Genomic DNA, 15,719 nt, shown 5'->3' on the forward strand with positions numbered 1-15,719 from the left:
CGATCGTTCGGTTACTCTAGCTCCAGTCTGCTCTTCTTCACCCGCCCCCGCCTGATCCCAGCCTGCGAACCAGCCCGATCTTGCCCGGCTCAACGAGGAGTTGGTCCCTGATGGCCGCCGAGCCCACCGTCCCCCAGCTGACCGAGAAGCACCGTCCCACCCTGGACCAGGCGCTGTCGGCCATCCGCACCCGCGCCTACTGGTCCCCGCATCCCGAGCACCCCAAGGCCTACGGGGAGACCGCCCCGGCCGACGGGCTCGCGGCCTTCGAGGCCCTGCGCGGCACCCGCTTCGAGCTCGACCAGCCCGGCACCGACGGCTGGACGGGCGGCGAGGTGTCCCCGTACGGCCCGGAGCTGGGAGTCGAGTACCCGCACGCCGACCCCGAGGTGCTGCTGCCCGCGATGCGCGCGGGCATGGGCGCCTGGCGGGACGCCGGGCCCGAGACCCGCGCCGTGGTCTGCGTCGAGATCCTCGCCCGGATCTCGGCCCGGACGCACGAGTTCGCCCACGCGGTGATGCACACCAGCGGCCAGGCCTTCATGATGGCGTTCCAGGCGGGCGGCCCCCACGCGCAGGACCGCGGCCTGGAGGCCGTGGCCTACGCGTACGAGGAGCAGACCCGCGTCCCGGGGCAGGCCGACTGGGCCAAGCCGCAGGGCAAGAAGGACCCGCTCAAGCTCGGCAAGACCTTCACGGCCGTGCCGCGCGGCATCGCGCTGATGATCGGCTGCAACACCTTCCCGACCTGGAACGGCTACCCGGGCCTGTTCGCCTCCCTGGCCACCGGGAACGCGGTCCTGGTGAAGCCGCACCCACGGGCGATCCTCCCCCTGGCCCTGACGGTCCGGGTGGCCCGCGAGGTCCTCGCCGAGGCCGGCTTCGACCCGAACCTGGTGGCGCTGGCGGTGGAGCGGCCGGGCGAGGGCATCGCCAAGACGCTCGCCGTGCGCCCCGAGATCAAACTGATCGACTACACCGGCTCCACGGAGTTCGGCGACTGGCTGGAGACCAACGCCCGCCAGGCGCAGGTGTACACGGAGAAGGCCGGCGTGAACACCGTCGTCCTCGACTCCACGGACGACTACAAGGGCATGCTGTCCAACCTGGCGTTCTCGCTGTCCCTGTACAGCGGCCAGATGTGCACCACCCCGCAGAACCTGCTGATCCCGCGCGAGGGCATCGCCACCGACGCCGGACACAAGACGTACGACGAGGTCGTGGCCGACCTCGCGGCCTCGGTCGGCGGCCTGCTCGGCGACGACGCCCGGGCCAACGCCCTGCTGGGCGCGCTGGTCAACCCGGACGTTAAGGCACGGCTGGAGGCGGCGGCCGGCCTGGGCGAGGTCGCGCTGGCCTCGCGCGAGATCGCGAACCCGGAGTTCCCGGACGCGGTGGTCCGCACGCCGGTCATGGTCAAGCTGGACGCGGCCAAGGCCGATCCGGAGGCCCCCTACCTCTCCGAGTGCTTCGGCCCGGTGTCCTTCGCTGTCGCGGTCGACTCCACGGCCGACGCGCTGGAGCTGCTGCGCCGCACGGTGCGGGAGAAGGGCGCGATGACCGTGGGCGCGTACACCACCTCGGCGGACACCGAGCGGGCCGTCGAGGAGGTCTGCCTGGAGGAGTCGGCGCAGCTGTCGCTGAACCTGACCGGCGGGGTGTTCGTCAACCAGACGGCGGCCTTCTCGGACTTCCACGGCTCCGGCGGCAACCCGGCCGCCAACGCGGCCCTGTGCGACGGCGCCTTCGTCGCGAACCGGTTCCGCGTGGTGGAGGTCCGCCGCCAGGCCTAGTACACCAGCCGGGTAAGGCTGCTCGGGGTGGGGCCCTATGACTGCTCGGGGTGGGGCCCGCCCCAGTGGAAGAGGGTCATGGCCACGCTGGTGGCCAGGTTGTAGCTGGAGACCTGCGGCCGCATCGGCAGGGACACCAGGTGATCGGCGCGGGCCCGCAGCTCGGGCGAGATGCCGTGGCGTTCCGAGCCGAAGGCGAGCAGCGCGTCGTCCGGGAGGGTGAGGGCACGGATGTCCTCGCCCTCCGGGTCGAGCGCGTACAGCGGGCCGGGCGGCAGGTCCGCCGGCTCCATCCGGTCGACGGTGGTCGCGTAGTGCAGACCGGCCCCGGCCCGGACCACATGGGAGTGCCAGGGGTCGAGGTCGCCCCGCGTGATCACCCCGGTGGCGCCGAAGCCGGCGGCGAGACGGACGACGGCGCCCACGTTGCCGAGGTTGCGCGGGTTGTCGAGGACGACGATCGGCGCGGTCCGGCCCGGCCGGCGCAGCGCCTCGCGGCCCGCCTCGCGGTCCGGCCGCACGGCGAGCGCGGCCACCCCGGTGGGATGCACCCGGGCCAGCAGCCCCTTGAGTTCCGCCCCGCGCACCAGCCGCCGGACCCGCTCCTCGACGTCCGGCGCCAGCTCCGCGGCCAGCGCCCCGACGGCCTCGGGATCGTCCGCGACGACGGCCTCCACCCGGGCGCCGAAGCGCAGTGCGTGCTTCAGCGCGTGGAACCCGTCGAGCAGGACGACGTCCTCGCGCCCCGCGACCTCCCGCCACCGTCGCGCGACCTGTCCGGGCTCCCCGTGCTGCTCACTCATACCGCCGACCCTACGGGCCCCGCCGGTGGCGCCTGGACCGGGAGGCATCCCGTCAGGGCGCGACCCGGGCCGGGGTCGGACTCGGGGCGTCAAGCGGCGGCTGTGGCGACGGCTCCTCGGCGGCCGGGCCGCGCCGCCGGTGCGGGCGGGCGGCCCTGGCGCCGAGCCAGACCAGGAACACCGTCGGCAGGAACACCGCGTCGGCCGCGATCATCGCCAGCGAGAAGAACGGCAGCCCGAGGAGCACCGCGATACCGGCGTGCTCCAGCATCATCACCGCCAGCAGCACGTTCTTGATCCGCCGGTTGAACAGCGTGAACGGGAACGCGACCTGCACCGCCACGGTCCCGTACGTCAGCAGCATCACCATGGTCCCGCTGCCCGCCAGCAGCCCGGACAGCCCCGGCCAGGGGGTGAAGTAGTCCAGGCCCAGCGGGTAGTACAGCGCGGTGCCGTCCTGCCAGCGCGAGCCCTGGATCTTGTACCAGCCAGCCGTCGCGTAGATCAGGCAGACCTCCGCCATGATCACCAGCATGCCCGCGTTGTGCAGCAGGTTCGCCAGGACGTCGAGGGCGGCCCGGCCCTCCCCCTCCGGCTCGAAGCGGTCGACGAGCCACCACAGCCCGAGCGCCACCCACAGCGCCGCGAAGGCGGCGAGCCAACCGGCACCGAACCGTCCGGTCACCGCCCCGTACGCGAAGAGCAGCCCGAGCGCGCTCCACAGCACGGGTCCCGCAGCACCGGCCGAGGCCGAGCCGCGCAGCCGCGCCCGGCGGGCGTCCAGGGACCAGACCCGCGCGCAGCGGGTGAGCACGAGGTACATCGCCATCAGGTGGACGACGTTGTCCCCGCCGTCCCCCATGAAGACGCTGCGGTTCTGCAGGGACAGCACCCCGATCATGAAGCCCACGGACGTCGCCCGCGTGCGCCAGCCCAGCATCAGCAGCACGCTCGCGAGGATCGAGACGCCGTAGACGAGTTCGAACCACCAGGTCGCGTCGGACCACATCAGCACGGTGAAGGCCCGGTTCGAGGCGATCAACCGCTCGGCCATCCCCCAGCTCCAGGGGCCCTCGGGCCCGTACAGCTCGTGTCGGTGGGGGAACTCCCGCAGCAGGAAGAACAGCCAGGTCGCGGCAAACCCGATGCGCACCACGGCGCTCTGGTACGGGCCCAGCGTCCGGCCGGTGACCTGAGCCAGGGCCCGCCCGACGGCGGCGCGGGCACGGCCCCGCGCGCCCGGCCTCAGACCCTCCACCACGGCAGCTCCCGGTAGTAGGTCCGGGTGTCGCTCTGCTCGTCGCTCCACTTCGGCGCGGCCACGGCGGTGGTCGCCGAACGCAACTGGATCCGTACGATCCGCTCGCCCGCACCTTCCCGGGGGGCCAGCCGGTCCAGCGCGATGCGGCGCAGGTACTCCTCCGACAGCGCGCCGCGCTCGCCGTTCGGCTTGTTGTTCTCGTCGTGGGAGCCGGTGAAGAAGTCCCAGGCCCGCCGCAGCTCGTTCTGCTCGGTGTGGCTGGGCAGCAGGCTGTGGCGGATCGCCGCGCCGTCCTCGGCGGACAGGTCGCGCCAGCCGCCGGTGGTCAGCTCGCCGCCCGAGGTCCGCACCTCGGCCCGCACCTGGACCGCGATGTTCTGCTGGAGGGGGTTGGGCGCGAAGAGCTTCCAGTTCTGTTCGAACTCGGGGTAGATCCAGGCGTCGATCGTGCTCGCGTGCCGCTTGCCGAGCGTGTTGGACGGGGCCACGTGCAGGAAGACGATCGCGAGGTGCGCGCAGGCGGCGACGGCGACGGCCGCCAGTGCCAGGGCCACGACCACCCGGTACGGGGTGGACAGACCGGCGATGCCGATCGCCCTGGGCGGCGGCGCGAGGACCGGTGGACCGGCCTCGGTGTCCGAGGGCGCACCCGGCCCGACGGCCTCCGGAACGGGCTGTTCCGAAGGCTCGCGCTCGTTCGAATCCATCCCGCCCCGATCATTCGGCTTCCACAGGGTTGCCCACAGAGGTTGACACCCTACGGGCCGCCGTCTCACCATTGAAGAGGACGAACCGAACGATCGGTCGGTCGGGTGACCGGCGGCCGGCCGACAAACCCTGACAGGGGGCCCGCAATGGTCACAGTGACCCCGGAGTCTGGGCACGACCAAGCCCTGGGGGCCGACCTCGGGGCCCAGCTGGCGGCTGCCTTCGACGCCGCCGTGGCGGCGGACGAGCGAGTGGAGCCGCGCGACTGGATGCCCGACGAGTACCGCGCCTCCCTGGTCCGCCAGATGGCCCAGCACGCGCATTCCGAGATCATCGGGATGCAGCCCGAGGCCAACTGGATCACCCGCGCGCCCTCGCTCCGCCGCAAGGCGATCCTGATGGCCAAGGTCCAGGACGAGGCCGGCCACGGCCTGTACCTGTACAGCGCCGCGGAAACCCTCGGCACCAGCCGCGACGAGCTGCTCGACAAGCTCCACTCGGGCAAGCAGAAGTACTCGTCGATCTTCAACTACCCCACGCTGACCTGGGCCGACGTCGGAGCGATCGGCTGGCTCGTGGACGGCGCGGCGATCACCAACCAGGTTCCGATCTGCCGCTGCTCCTACGGCCCGTACGCCCGCGCCATGGTCCGGATCTGCAAGGAGGAGTCCTTCCACCAGCGCCAGGGCTTCGAGCTGCTGATGGCGCTCTCGAAGGGCACCGAGGAACAGCACGCCATGGCGCAGGACGCCGTGAACCGCTGGTGGTGGCCCTCGCTGATGATGTTCGGCCCGCCGGACGACGAGTCGGCGCACTCCGCGCAGTCGATGGCCTGGCGGATCAAGCGGCACTCCAATGACGAGCTGCGCCGGCGTTTCGTGGACATCGCCGTCCCGCAGGCCGAGGCCCTGGGCCTGACGCTGCCCGACCCCGACCTCAAGTGGAACGAGGAGAGCGGACACCACGACTTCGGCGCCATCGACTGGGCCGAGTTCTGGGACGTCCTCAAGGGCAACGGCCCCTGCAACGAGGAGCGCATCACGCGCCGTCGCACGGCCCACGAGGAAGGCGCCTGGGTCCGCGACGCGGCCGCGGCGTACGCCGAGAAGCAAGCGAGCAAGGCAAGCACCGAAAGCGAGGCACGGGTATGACGCATAACTGGCCCCTGTGGGAGGTGTTCGTGCGCTCGCGCCGCGGCCTCTCGCACACGCACGCCGGAAGCCTCCACGCACCGGACGCGGAAATGGCCCTGCGCAACGCCCGTGACCTGTACACGCGGCGCAACGAGGGCGTCTCGATCTGGGTGGTGCCCTCCACCGGGATCACCGCGTCGTCCCCCGACGAGCGGGACCCGTTCTTCGCCCCGTCCGCCGACAAGCCGTACCGGCACCCCACCTTCTACGAGATCCCCGAGGGGGTGCGCCACCTGTGAGCGGCACCGACACCACCACCGAGACCAGCCCCGTCACCGGCTCCGCGACTGCCCCTGCGCCCGCCGCCGGGGCGACCGCCGCCGCGGTCCGCTCCGCCACCCTCGCCCTCGGCGACGACGCGCTGATCCTGTCCCACCGCCTCGGCGAGTGGGCGGGTGACGCCCCCGTCCTGGAGGAGGAGGTCGCCCTCGCCAACATCGCCCTCGACCTGCTGGGACAGGCCCGCGTCCTGCTCTCCATGGCCGGCGACGAGGACGAGCTGGCGTTCCTGCGCGACGAGCGGTCCTTCCGCAACCTCCAACTGGTCGAGCAGCCGAACGGCGACTTCGGCCACACCATCGCCCGCCAGCTCTACTTCTCCTTCTACCAGCACGAGCTGTACACGGAGCTGGCCTCGGGCGACGGCCCGTTCGCCCCGCTCGCGGCCAAGGCCGTCAAGGAGACCGCTTACCACCGCGACCACGCCGAGCAGTGGACGCTGCGGCTCGGTGACGGCACCGAGGAGAGCCGCGCCCGGATGCTGACCGCGCTGGACGCGCTGTGGCGGTACACCGGGGAGATGTTCCGGCCGATCGACGGCCTGGACGGCGTGGACTGGGACGCCCTGGAGCAGCGTTGGCTGGCCGCCGTGGGCGGCGTGCTGGAGCGGGCCGGGCTCGCCCTGCCCGAGGGCCGGCGCACGGGCGCCTGGGCGGCCGGCGCGGGCCGCGAGGGGTTGCACACCGAGTCGTTCGGGCGGCTGCTCGCGGAGATGCAGCACCTGCACCGCAGCCACCCGGGGGCGTCATGGTGACCACCGGGACGCAGATGACCCGGCTGGAGGCCGAGCTGGCCGACCTGGCCGGGTCGGTCCCCGACCCCGAGCTTCCCGTGCTCAGCCTCGCCGAGCTCGGTGTCATGCGCGGGGTGCGGATGCACGACGACGGGCACGTCGAGGTCACCCTCACCCCGACCTACACCGGCTGCCCGGCCATCGAGGCCATGTCCGACGACATCCGGCGGGTCCTGACCGACCACGGCATACCGGACGTCCGGGTGCGGACGGTCCTGGCCCCCGCCTGGTCGACCGACGACATCAGCGCCGAAGGCCGTCGCAAGCTGGCCGAGTTCGGCATCGCCCCGCCGCGCCCCCACTCCGCCGGCGGACCGGTCCCGCTCACCCTGTCGGTCCGCTGCCCCCATTGCGGATCGACCGACACCGAGCTGCTCAGCCGGTTCTCCTCCACCGCGTGCAAGGCGCTGCGCCGCTGCGTCGCCTGCCGCGAACCGTTCGACCACTTCAAGGAGCTCTAGATGGCCGTGTCCCCGCCGTCGCCCACACCGGTGTCCGCGCGCCCCGCACGACACGGCGCGTTCCACTCCTTGACGGTGACGGCGGTCGACCGGCTCACCGACGACTCGGTGGCACTGACCCTGAGCGTGCCGCGCGAGTTGCGCGCCGAGTACCTGCACGCGCCCGGCCAGCACCTCACCCTGCGCCGGCGCGGACCCGAGGGGACGGAGGTCCGCCGCACGTACTCCATCTGCTCGCCCGCGCCCGGCGCGGCCGGCCCCGCGCTGCTGCGGGTCGGGGTGCGGCTGGTGGAGGGCGGGGAGTTCTCCACGTTCGCGCACAAGGGGATCGCCGCCGGTGACGTCCTCGACGTCATGGTCCCCGCCGGCCGGTTCGTGCTGGACCCGGCGACCGCCCCGGCCGCCGCGCACTACGCGGCGATCGTCGGCGGCAGCGGTATCACCCCGGTGTTGTCGATCGCCGCGTCACTGCTGTCGGCCCGGGCCGACGCCCGTTTCTGCCTGGTGCGCAGCGACCGCACGGCCGCCTCCACGATGTTCCTGGAGGAGGTCGCGGACCTCAAGGACCGCTACCCGGACCGCTTCCAGCTGGTGACCGTCCTGTCCCGGGAGGAGCAGGAGGCCGGCCTGCCGTCCGGCCGGCTGGACGAGGAGCGCCTGACGGCGCTGCTGCCCGCGCTGCTGCCGGTGGCCGAGGTGACCGGCTGGTTCCTGTGCGGCCCCTACGGCCTGGTGCAGGGCGCGGAACGGGCCCTGGGCGCGCTGGGCGTCGGCCGGACCCGGGTCCACGAGGAGATCTTCCACGTCGAGGACGCCGGCACGCCGGCCCCGATCCGTTCCGCGACCGCCGCCCACGGGCGGGTCACGGCGCGGCTCGACGGCCGCTCGGGCACCTGGCCGGTCGAGGACGGCGAGTCCCTGCTGGACGCGGTGCTGCGCAACCGCGCGGACGCCCCGTACGCCTGCAAGGGCGGGGTGTGCGGCACCTGCCGGGCGTTCCTGGTGTCGGGCGAGGTCCGGATGGACCGCAACTTCGCGCTGGAGACGGAGGAGACGGAGGCCGGCTTCGTACTGGCCTGCCAGTCGCACGCGGTGACGGAGGAAGTGGAGATCGACTTCGACCGGTGACCCGCCCGCCTGCCCCAAGGCCGTGCTCTCTGCGCATTTTCAGGCTGTGCATGTGCAGGGCTGTGCAATTTCAGGAACGTGTTCTATCTTGACGCTCCGTCAGACCTGAACGGGATCCGGTGCACGCGGGAGGACAGGCAGTGGACTTCACCTTCACCGAGGAACAGCAGGCGGCCGTCGAGGCGGCGAAGGCCGTGTTCGCGGATGTCGTCCCCGACGGCGTGCCCAGTCCCGCGCTCTCGCCCAGGGCCGTGGCCGAGGACTTCGACCGCCCCCTGTGGGCCACTCTCGCCGGGTCCGACCTGCTGAGCCTGGTCCTCGCCGAGGAGCACGGCGGCGCGGGGCTCGACGCCATCGCCCTGTGCCTGGTGCTCCGCGAGGCGGCGAAGGTACTGGCCCGGGTTCCGCTGTTGGAGCACTGCGCGACCTCGATGGCCGTCCAGGCCCACGGCAGCCCCGAGTTGGCGGCCGCCCTGCTGCCCGGCGCGGGTCGGGGCGACATCGTCCTGACCGCCGCCGCGCACGGTCGCACCGGCCACGATCCCGCCGAACTCGCCGTCTCCGCGCGACGGGACGGCGCGCACTGGGTCCTGGACGGGGTGCAGACCTCCGTCGCCTGGGCACACAATGCCGACTGGATCGCCGTCCCCGCCCACGCCGGGGAGGGCGAGGCCGTCCTCGCGCTCGTGCCGCGCACCGGCGAGGGGGTGACCCTCGCGGACCAGTACTCGACGAGCGGGGAGCGGCTCGCCGAACTCTCCCTGGCCGGTGTCCGGGTGCCCGCCACGCACCTCATCGACGCTCCCGACGCCTGGGACGGGCTGCGCCGGCTGCTGACCACCGGCACGTGCGCGCTCGCGCTCGGGCTGGGGGAGGCCGTACTCACGATGACCAGCCAGTACACCGGCAAGCGCGAGCAGTTCGGCTTCCCCGTGGCCACCTTCCAGGCCGTGGCCGTACAGGCGGCCGACCGCTACATCGACCTGCGGGCCATGGAGGTGACCCTCTGGCAGGCCGCCTGGCGGCTCGACTCGGCGTCGGCCGGCGCGGGCGGGCCGCTGCCGATCGCCGGCGACGTCGCGGTGGCCAAGATCTGGGCCTCGGAGGGCGTACGCCGGGTCGTGCAGACCGCCCAGCACCTGCACGGAGGCTTCGGCGCCGACACCGACTACCCGCTCCACCGCTACCACGCCTGGGCCAAGCAGCTGGAACTCCAGCTGGGCCCGGCCGCGGCGCACGAGGAGGCCTTGGGCGACCTGCTGGCCGCCCACCCCCTCGCCTGAGCGAACCCCGCGGAGCCGAAACCCTGCGGAACCGAAACCCCGCCGAGCCGAAACCCCCGCGGAGTCGATCTACAGCACGAAGGCCGGGTTCCCGTTGTCCGTCACCATCGGGCGCCCGGCACCGTCCCAGGCCTGCATGCCGCCGTCGATGTTCACGGCGTCGATGCCCTGGCGCACCAGGTACTGGGTGACCTGCGCGGAGCGACCGCCGACCCGGCACATCACGTGCACCCGGCCGCCGTCCTCGACGGCCTCGGTCAGCTCGCCGAAGCGGGCGACGAAGTCGCTCATCGGGATGTGCAGCGCGCCCTCGACATGTCCGGCCGCCCATTCGTCGTCCTCACGGACGTCCAGGACAAAGCCTTCGGAGGGCACCGCGGCGGCGTCCACCGAGGGAAGCGGTCCGAAGTTCATAGCTGTCGCCTTCTCTCGTCACGAATCCGGCTGCCAACCTATCCGACCGCCCGCCGACGCCCCAGCCACCCGGCCGGGGCCCCCACCTGCCCGCGAGGCGCCTCCCGGCATCCCCGCCGCCTCACTACCCGGCCAGTTCGGCCAGCTCCGACTCGCGCTCGGACACCCGCTCCAGCAACTGCTCCGCGATCTCCTCCAGCAGCCGGTCGGGATCCTCCGGCGCCATCCGCAGCATCGACCCGATCGCGCTGTCCTCCAGCTCCCGCGCCACCGCCGCCAACAGTTCCTTGCGCGCCGCCAGCCACTCCAGCCGGGCGTACAGCTCCTCGCTCTCACTCGGCCGGGCGGCCTCCGGCACGGGGCCCGCCGCCCATTCCTCGGCCAGCTCCCGCAGCAGGTGCTCGTCACCCCGTCCGTAGGCCGCGTTGACCCGCACGATGAACGCGTCGCGCCGCTCCCGCTCGGTCTCGTCCTGCGCGAGGTCGGGGTGCGCCTTGCGGACCAGCTCGCGGTAGAGCTTGCGCACCTCCTCCGACGGTCGCACCCGCTCCGGCGGCCGCACGGACCGCTCGGTGAGCATGGCGGACGCGTCGTCGGACATCCCGTCCGAGTCCAGCCAGTCGTTGAACAGCTCGTCGACACCGGGCATCGGCATCACCAGGGCCCGGGCCTCGTGCGCCCGCCGCAGATCCTCGGGATCGCCGCTGCGGGCCGCCTTGGCCTCCGCGATCAACGCGTCCAGCTCGTCGAGGCGCGAGTACATCGGTCCGAGTTTCTGGTGGTGCAGGCGGGAAAAGTTCTCGACCTCCACACGGAAGGTCTCCACCGCGATCTCGAACTCGATGAGCGCCTGCTCGGCCGCCCGCACGGCCCGGTCCAACCGCGCCTCGGGCCGCTCGTCACCGGCGCCGACGGAACCACCGGCACCGCCGGACTCGCCGGCTCCTCCGGCGCCGGGGTCGGCCCCGGCGCCGGTGGACGCGGCGGGCTCTTCGGGAACTGTCTGGTCGCTCTGCTCGGTCTGCTCGCTCACCCGGCCACCCTAAGGCCGGTCCGCCCCGGCCGATGTTTCACGTGAAACACGGCCGATGTTTCACGTGAAACACGAAGCCCCCGGCCTTGGCCACGATCAGACCCCGCCCCCTGCCATGATCAGACCCGGGCCCCGGCCGCGATCAGACCCGGATCGCCGACCGCCATCAGACCCGGACCCGGATCGCCGTCAGACCCCGGTCTCGGCCGCGATCCGCCCCGTGCGCACGGCCGCCACCAGGACCTCGTGATCGGCCTCGCTGCGGTCCGCGTAGGCCACCGCGAAGGTGGCCATCGCCTCGTCCAGCTCCTCGTTCTTGCCGCAGTAGCCGGCCAGCAGCCGGGGATCGACGCTGTGCGCGTGCGCCCGGGCCAGCAGGGCCCCGGTCATCCGGCCGTAGTCGTCGATCTGGTCCACGGCCAGCGCGGCCGGGTCCACGCTGCCCTTGCGGTTGCGGAACTGGCGAACCTGGAACGGCCGCCCCTCCACCGTGGTCCAGCCCAGCAGGATGTCCGAGACCACCTGCATCCGCTTCTGCCCGGCCACCACCCGCCGTCCCTCGTGCTCCTCCGGCGCCGCGTGGAAGCCCAGCGCGGGCAGGTGGGGAAGCAGCACCGAGGGCCGGGCCTCCTTCACCTGGAGCACCAGCGGCTCGCCCCGGTGGTCCAGCAGCAGCACCACGTACGAACGCGTCCCGACGCTCCCGGTCCCGACCACGCGGAAGGCCACGTCGTGGATCGCGTACCGGGCCAACAGCGGCAGCCGGTCCCCTTGAAGGGTGTGCAGGTACGGGCCGAGCGAGGCGGCCACGGCCGCCGCCTCGGCGTCACCGACCCGACGCAGCACGGGCAGCGCGTCCACGAAGTGGCGCCGTCCGTCGTCCTCGACCCGCGTAGAGCGGGCGGCGAACCGGGCCGAGGTGTTGTTCCGTGCCTTCTCCGAGACCCGCTCCAAGGTGCCCAGCAGATCGCGCGCGTCGGCGTGCGAGACCAGTTCCTCGTCGGCGATGGCGTTCCAGGCGTCCAGCGCCGGCAGCTTGGCCAGCAGCCGCAGGGTCCGGCGGTACGCGCCCACCGCGTCCAGGGCCGCGGCCCGGCAGGTGTCCTCGTCGGCCCCGGCCACCCGCCCCGCCAGCACCAGTGAGGTCGCGAGCCGCTTGACGTCCCACTCCCACGGACCGAACTCGGTCTCGTCGAAGTCGTTCAGGTCGATGACCAGCCGCCCGCGCACGTCCCCGTAGAGGCCGAAGTTCGCCGCGTGCGCGTCACCGCAGATCTGTGCGCCGACACCGGTCACCGGACCGCCGGACAGGTCGTGCGCCATCAGACCGGCCGACCCGCGCAGGAACGCGAAGGGGTTGGCGGCCATCCGACCCACCCGTATCGGGGTCAGCTCGGCGACCCGGCCGACATTGGACTCCTCGACGGCCCGCACCGCGTCGGGCCGGTCGGTCGGCGGCTCGAACCGCGCGTGGGCCGCGCGCGGCACCCGCAGCCGCAGCGCCTTGCCGGCCTCCTTGGGGGAGCCCCCCTCGACGCGCGGGGCGAACCCCTCCACCACCGGGATCCGTCCGCCGTCCGTCACGTCATTCGCTCTCTCGCGCTGACCCGTTACCGCCGCCATGCCTGCCGCCCCCACCCGTAACGTCGTACTCGGCCCACATCGTCGATGCGGGCCCCGACCGTATCTACAGGCCCGCGTCCCTGGCCAGCAGGGCCGCCCGCACCCGGTTCTCGCACTCCAGCTTGGCCAGGATCCGGCTGACGTAGGTCTTCACCGTGGCCTCGCTCATGTGCAGTCGGCGCCCGGCCTCCGCGTTGGACAGCCCCTCGCCGAGCAACGCCAGCACCCCGCGTTCCCGCTCGCTCAGCCCCGCCACCCGACGACGGGCCTCCTCGCCCCGCCCGCCGGTCTGCCCGGAGGCCAACTGGTCCACCACGTGTCGGGTCGCCGCCGGCGAGAGGTAGGCGTCGCCGGCCGCCGCGGCCCGCACCGCGCCGATCAGCTCCCCGGGCGCCGAGTCCTTCAGCAGGAACCCGGCGCCGCCCTCGCTCAGCGCGCGCAGGACGTTCTCCCGCTCGCCGAAGGTGGTGAGGATCAGCGCCCGTACTTCGGGCACGGCGCGGCCCAGTTCGCCCAGCGCCGTGAGCCCGTCCATCACCGGCATCTGGATGTCGAGCAGCACCACGTCCGGCTGGTGCGCCCGGGCCAGTTCCACCGCCTCCCGGCCGTTGGCCGCCTCCGCCACGACCTCGATGTCCGACGCCGAAGTCAGGATCATCCTTATGCCCGCCCGGATCAGCGGCTCGTCGTCGGCGATCACGACGCGGATCACTCTGGGTGTCACCCGTGCTCCTACTGCTTGACCTCGTACGTCTGTTTGTCGACGAGCTTCCCGTCCCTGAAGCAGAACCGGTAAACCGTATCGGTGTTCAGGCGCGTCTCCTCCGAGGAGAGCAACGCCACGCAGTCCGTGCCGGCCGGCTGCGCCGGTCCCTTCCCGTCCAGGCCCGACGTCAGGATGCTGTCCCCGTCGGGCAGCCGCCCGCGGACCGTGTCCTCCGCCTCGCCCACGTGCGTCGAGTCGTACTCCGACTCACTGATCATGGCGTTGTTCGCGGATCCCACCAGCAGGGCCACCCCCGCCCCGATCACGATCACGAGCAGGATCAGCGCGGCGAACGCGATGCCGCAGCCCAACGCGACCCCGCCGGTGCGGCCGCGCCCGCGGACCGCCAACTCCCGGTCGACGGCCGCCCAGTCCATCGGCGGCGCGCCCTTCGGCCCCATCGCGTGCGTCCGCTGTCCGAAGTCGTCGGCCACGTCCTCGACCGTTCCGGCCGGTTCCGCCCCGTACGGAAGGACGCCCGCCACCCGGAACCCGCCGCCCTCGGTGGCCCCCGCGTGCACCATGCCGCCGACCAGTCGGGCCCGTTCGCGCAGCCCCGTCAGCCCTTGCCCGCCGGACACCACCTCGCCGGCTCCCGGGCCCTGCGCCGGGCCGTTGGCGATCTCCACCACCAGGGAGTCGTCCTCGTACCGCAGTTCCACCGTGATCCGCGCCCCCGGCGCGTGCTTGTAGGCGTTGGTCAGAGCCTCCTGCGCGATCCGGTACGCCGCGTGGTCGCACGCCGCCACCAGCGGCCGCTGCTGCCCCGAGACCGTCAGCCGGACATCGGTTCCCGCGATCCGCGCCGCCTCCACGATCCCGGAGATCCCGGCCACCCCCCGGGCGGCGGGCTGCGACGCCTCCTCCACGGGGACCGGCGCCTCCACCCCGTCGCGCAGGATCCCGACCACCTCGCGCAGCTCGTGCATCGCGGCCACCGAGGCGTGCCGCAGCACGCCCACCGCCTCGCGCTGCCGGTCGGTGAGCTTCGGGTCGACCTCCAGGGCGCCGGTGTGCACCGAGATCAGCGCCAGTTGGTGGCCCAGGCTGTCGTGCATGTCCTGCGCGATGCGCTGCCGTTCCCGCAGTCGGGCCTGCCCGGCGACCATCGCCCGCTCGCGCATCAGTTGCCCGTTGCGCTCCTGGAGGGCGCGCAGCAACGTACGGCGCTGGGACCAGTACCGGCTGGCGAGGCCCGGCATGACCGTGACGGCCAGGAACATCAGGGTGGAGAACACGATCGTCAGCAGCAGCCGTGTCTGCGACCACTCGGCCACCACGCTGAAGCCGACCTCCACGACGAAGGCGGCGGTGAAGGCCCCCAGGGCCCGCCCCACGTCCTCGATCCGGCGCCCCGCCGACCAGCCCAACAGGCCGGTGACCAGGAACGTTCCGGGCAGGAAAGGTGACACCGCCGCGCCCAGGATCAGCGTGGTCGCGGGCAGCCGGCGGCGCAGCAGCGTCAGCGTCACCACGCCCAGGACACTGGTCAACATCCGCAGCGGGGTGCCGTTGTCGAGCTCCTCGATCCCCAAGCCGAGCAGGGCGAGCACACCGGCCACGGCCAGGTCCCCCGCCAGCGTCCGACGGGACCAGGGCTCCGGCCCCTTCAGCCAGTCCCGGCCCGCACGCATCCTCGCCGTTGCTTCCACGCGCCCGACCCTAGACACCCGCACGCGTCGCCCGCCGCCCTCTTTCGTCGCGCCCCGCCCGACGAAAGTCTGACGACGACGAGAAGGCAACGGAGAGAGCGCCGTCACACGTCGACTCCCGGACACGACGAAAGAACCCCCACTCCGGATTTCTCCGGAGTGGGGGTTCTCTCAATTCGATCCGAGTGGTTCGAGAACCACTCGCAGTGGGCGAGGGGGGATTTGAACCCCCACGTCCCGAAGGACACTGGCACCTGAAGCCAGCGCGTCTGCCGTTCCGCCACTCGCCCGAGCGGCTACCAGTGGATCTTCCCTTTCGGGCCGTTCCCCTGGCGACGTCGAAAGATTAGCACGCCAGACGGGGTGGAATCACATCCCTATTCCCGCTCCCCCCACCTCACCCTCGACAGCCCCTCCCGCACTCCCGTCCCGGTGCGGGACACTGTCCCTTGAGCGCCCCTACGATCGCTTGTGAGGACCAACACTCCTCGGCACGAGGCCGAAGGGGAACCAGCCGAATCCGCCACGC

15 protein-coding genes and 1 tRNA gene are annotated in these 15,719 nt (G+C 72.6%); 7 read left to right on the forward strand and 9 right to left on the reverse strand.

What is annotated here, in order from left to right; genetic code table 11:
- The first annotated feature begins 110 nt into the window (after window positions 1-110).
- Window positions 111-1,793 (forward strand): phenylacetic acid degradation protein PaaN, encoded by a 1,683-nt coding sequence (paaN, locus tag ACIRO3_RS15195; RefSeq protein ID WP_404136577.1) that lies wholly within the window; start codon window positions 111-113, stop codon window positions 1,791-1,793.
- 35 nt (window positions 1,794-1,828) lie between these two features.
- Here the strand turns inward: paaN and ACIRO3_RS15200 are convergent, their stop codons facing one another.
- From ACIRO3_RS15200 to ACIRO3_RS15210, 3 genes are read right to left on the reverse strand one after another with little or no spacing between them, the layout of a single operon-like run.
- A complete protein-coding gene (locus tag ACIRO3_RS15200; protein WP_404136580.1) occupies window positions 1,829-2,596 on the reverse strand; it encodes a TrmH family RNA methyltransferase in 768 nt (255 codons plus the stop codon).
- A 52-nt stretch (window positions 2,597-2,648) separates the two neighbouring features.
- Entirely contained in the window at window positions 2,649-3,857 is a 1,209-nt protein-coding gene (locus ACIRO3_RS15205; RefSeq protein ID WP_404136583.1) for an HTTM domain-containing protein, read from the reverse strand.
- On the reverse strand, window positions 3,842-4,564 hold the full coding sequence (locus tag ACIRO3_RS15210; protein WP_404136586.1) for a DUF5819 family protein: 723 nt from the start codon (window positions 4,562-4,564) through the stop codon (window positions 3,842-3,844). The genes ACIRO3_RS15205 and ACIRO3_RS15210 overlap by 16 nt, the downstream gene beginning before the upstream one ends.
- Before the next feature lie 147 nt (window positions 4,565-4,711).
- On the opposite strand from ACIRO3_RS15210, the gene paaA reads away from it, so the two are divergent.
- The 6 genes from paaA (at window position 4,712) to ACIRO3_RS15240 (ending at window position 9,702) form a co-directional block, all read left to right on the forward strand.
- On the forward strand, window positions 4,712-5,716 hold the full coding sequence (paaA, locus tag ACIRO3_RS15215) for a 1,2-phenylacetyl-CoA epoxidase subunit PaaA (RefSeq protein ID WP_404136589.1): 1,005 nt from the start codon (window positions 4,712-4,714) through the stop codon (window positions 5,714-5,716).
- Window positions 5,713-5,997, forward strand: a complete 285-nt coding sequence (paaB, locus tag ACIRO3_RS15220; RefSeq protein WP_404136592.1) for a 1,2-phenylacetyl-CoA epoxidase subunit PaaB — start codon at window positions 5,713-5,715, stop codon at window positions 5,995-5,997. The genes paaA and paaB overlap by 4 nt, the downstream gene beginning before the upstream one ends.
- The gene (paaC, locus tag ACIRO3_RS15225; RefSeq protein WP_404136595.1) at window positions 5,994-6,791 is read left to right on the forward strand and encodes a 1,2-phenylacetyl-CoA epoxidase subunit PaaC; all 798 of its coding nucleotides are present in this window, start codon (window positions 5,994-5,996) and stop codon (window positions 6,789-6,791) included. Before paaB ends, paaC begins: the two co-directional genes overlap by 4 nt.
- Window positions 6,785-7,291 carry a 1,2-phenylacetyl-CoA epoxidase subunit PaaD gene (gene paaD / locus ACIRO3_RS15230; RefSeq protein WP_361770628.1) on the forward strand — a complete coding sequence of 169 codons (507 nt, stop codon included), beginning with the start codon at window positions 6,785-6,787 and terminating at the stop codon, window positions 7,289-7,291. The genes paaC and paaD overlap by 7 nt, the downstream gene beginning before the upstream one ends.
- Window positions 7,292-8,419, forward strand: coding sequence for a 2Fe-2S iron-sulfur cluster-binding protein (locus tag ACIRO3_RS15235; RefSeq protein WP_404136598.1), 1,128 nt, complete (start codon window positions 7,292-7,294; stop codon window positions 8,417-8,419). It abuts the gene before it with no gap.
- 140 nt (window positions 8,420-8,559) lie between these two features.
- Window positions 8,560-9,702: an acyl-CoA dehydrogenase family protein gene (locus tag ACIRO3_RS15240; protein ID WP_365997324.1), complete on the forward strand. Its 1,143-nt coding sequence runs from the start codon at window positions 8,560-8,562 to the stop codon at window positions 9,700-9,702.
- A 69-nt stretch (window positions 9,703-9,771) separates the two neighbouring features.
- On the opposite strand, the gene ACIRO3_RS15245 is transcribed toward ACIRO3_RS15240, so the two are convergent.
- From ACIRO3_RS15245 to ACIRO3_RS15270, 6 genes are all read right to left on the reverse strand, one after another.
- Window positions 9,772-10,116: a rhodanese-like domain-containing protein gene (locus ACIRO3_RS15245; protein ID WP_053675575.1), complete on the reverse strand. Its 345-nt coding sequence runs from the start codon at window positions 10,114-10,116 to the stop codon at window positions 9,772-9,774.
- 124 nt (window positions 10,117-10,240) lie between these two features.
- Window positions 10,241-11,149, reverse strand: coding sequence for a J domain-containing protein (locus tag ACIRO3_RS15250; protein WP_404136601.1), 909 nt, complete (start codon window positions 11,147-11,149; stop codon window positions 10,241-10,243).
- A 189-nt stretch (window positions 11,150-11,338) separates the two neighbouring features.
- Entirely contained in the window at window positions 11,339-12,772 is a 1,434-nt protein-coding gene (locus tag ACIRO3_RS15255) for a DUF2252 domain-containing protein (RefSeq protein WP_404136604.1), read from the reverse strand.
- A 64-nt stretch (window positions 12,773-12,836) separates the two neighbouring features.
- Window positions 12,837-13,496, reverse strand: coding sequence for a response regulator (locus ACIRO3_RS15260; protein ID WP_404136607.1), 660 nt, complete (start codon window positions 13,494-13,496; stop codon window positions 12,837-12,839).
- A gap of 8 nt (window positions 13,497-13,504) precedes the next feature.
- On the reverse strand, window positions 13,505-15,172 hold the full coding sequence (locus tag ACIRO3_RS15265) for a histidine kinase (RefSeq protein WP_361770972.1): 1,668 nt from the start codon (window positions 15,170-15,172) through the stop codon (window positions 13,505-13,507).
- Window positions 15,173-15,397: 225 nt separating this feature from the next.
- A tRNA-Leu gene (locus ACIRO3_RS15270) sits at window positions 15,398-15,480 on the reverse strand.
- Between the last annotated feature and the right edge of the window lie 239 nt (window positions 15,481-15,719).

The sequence above is a fragment of the Streptomyces sp. NPDC102278 genome (assembly GCF_044766345.1).
In the GTDB taxonomy this organism is placed as follows: domain Bacteria; phylum Actinomycetota; class Actinomycetes; order Streptomycetales; family Streptomycetaceae; genus Streptomyces.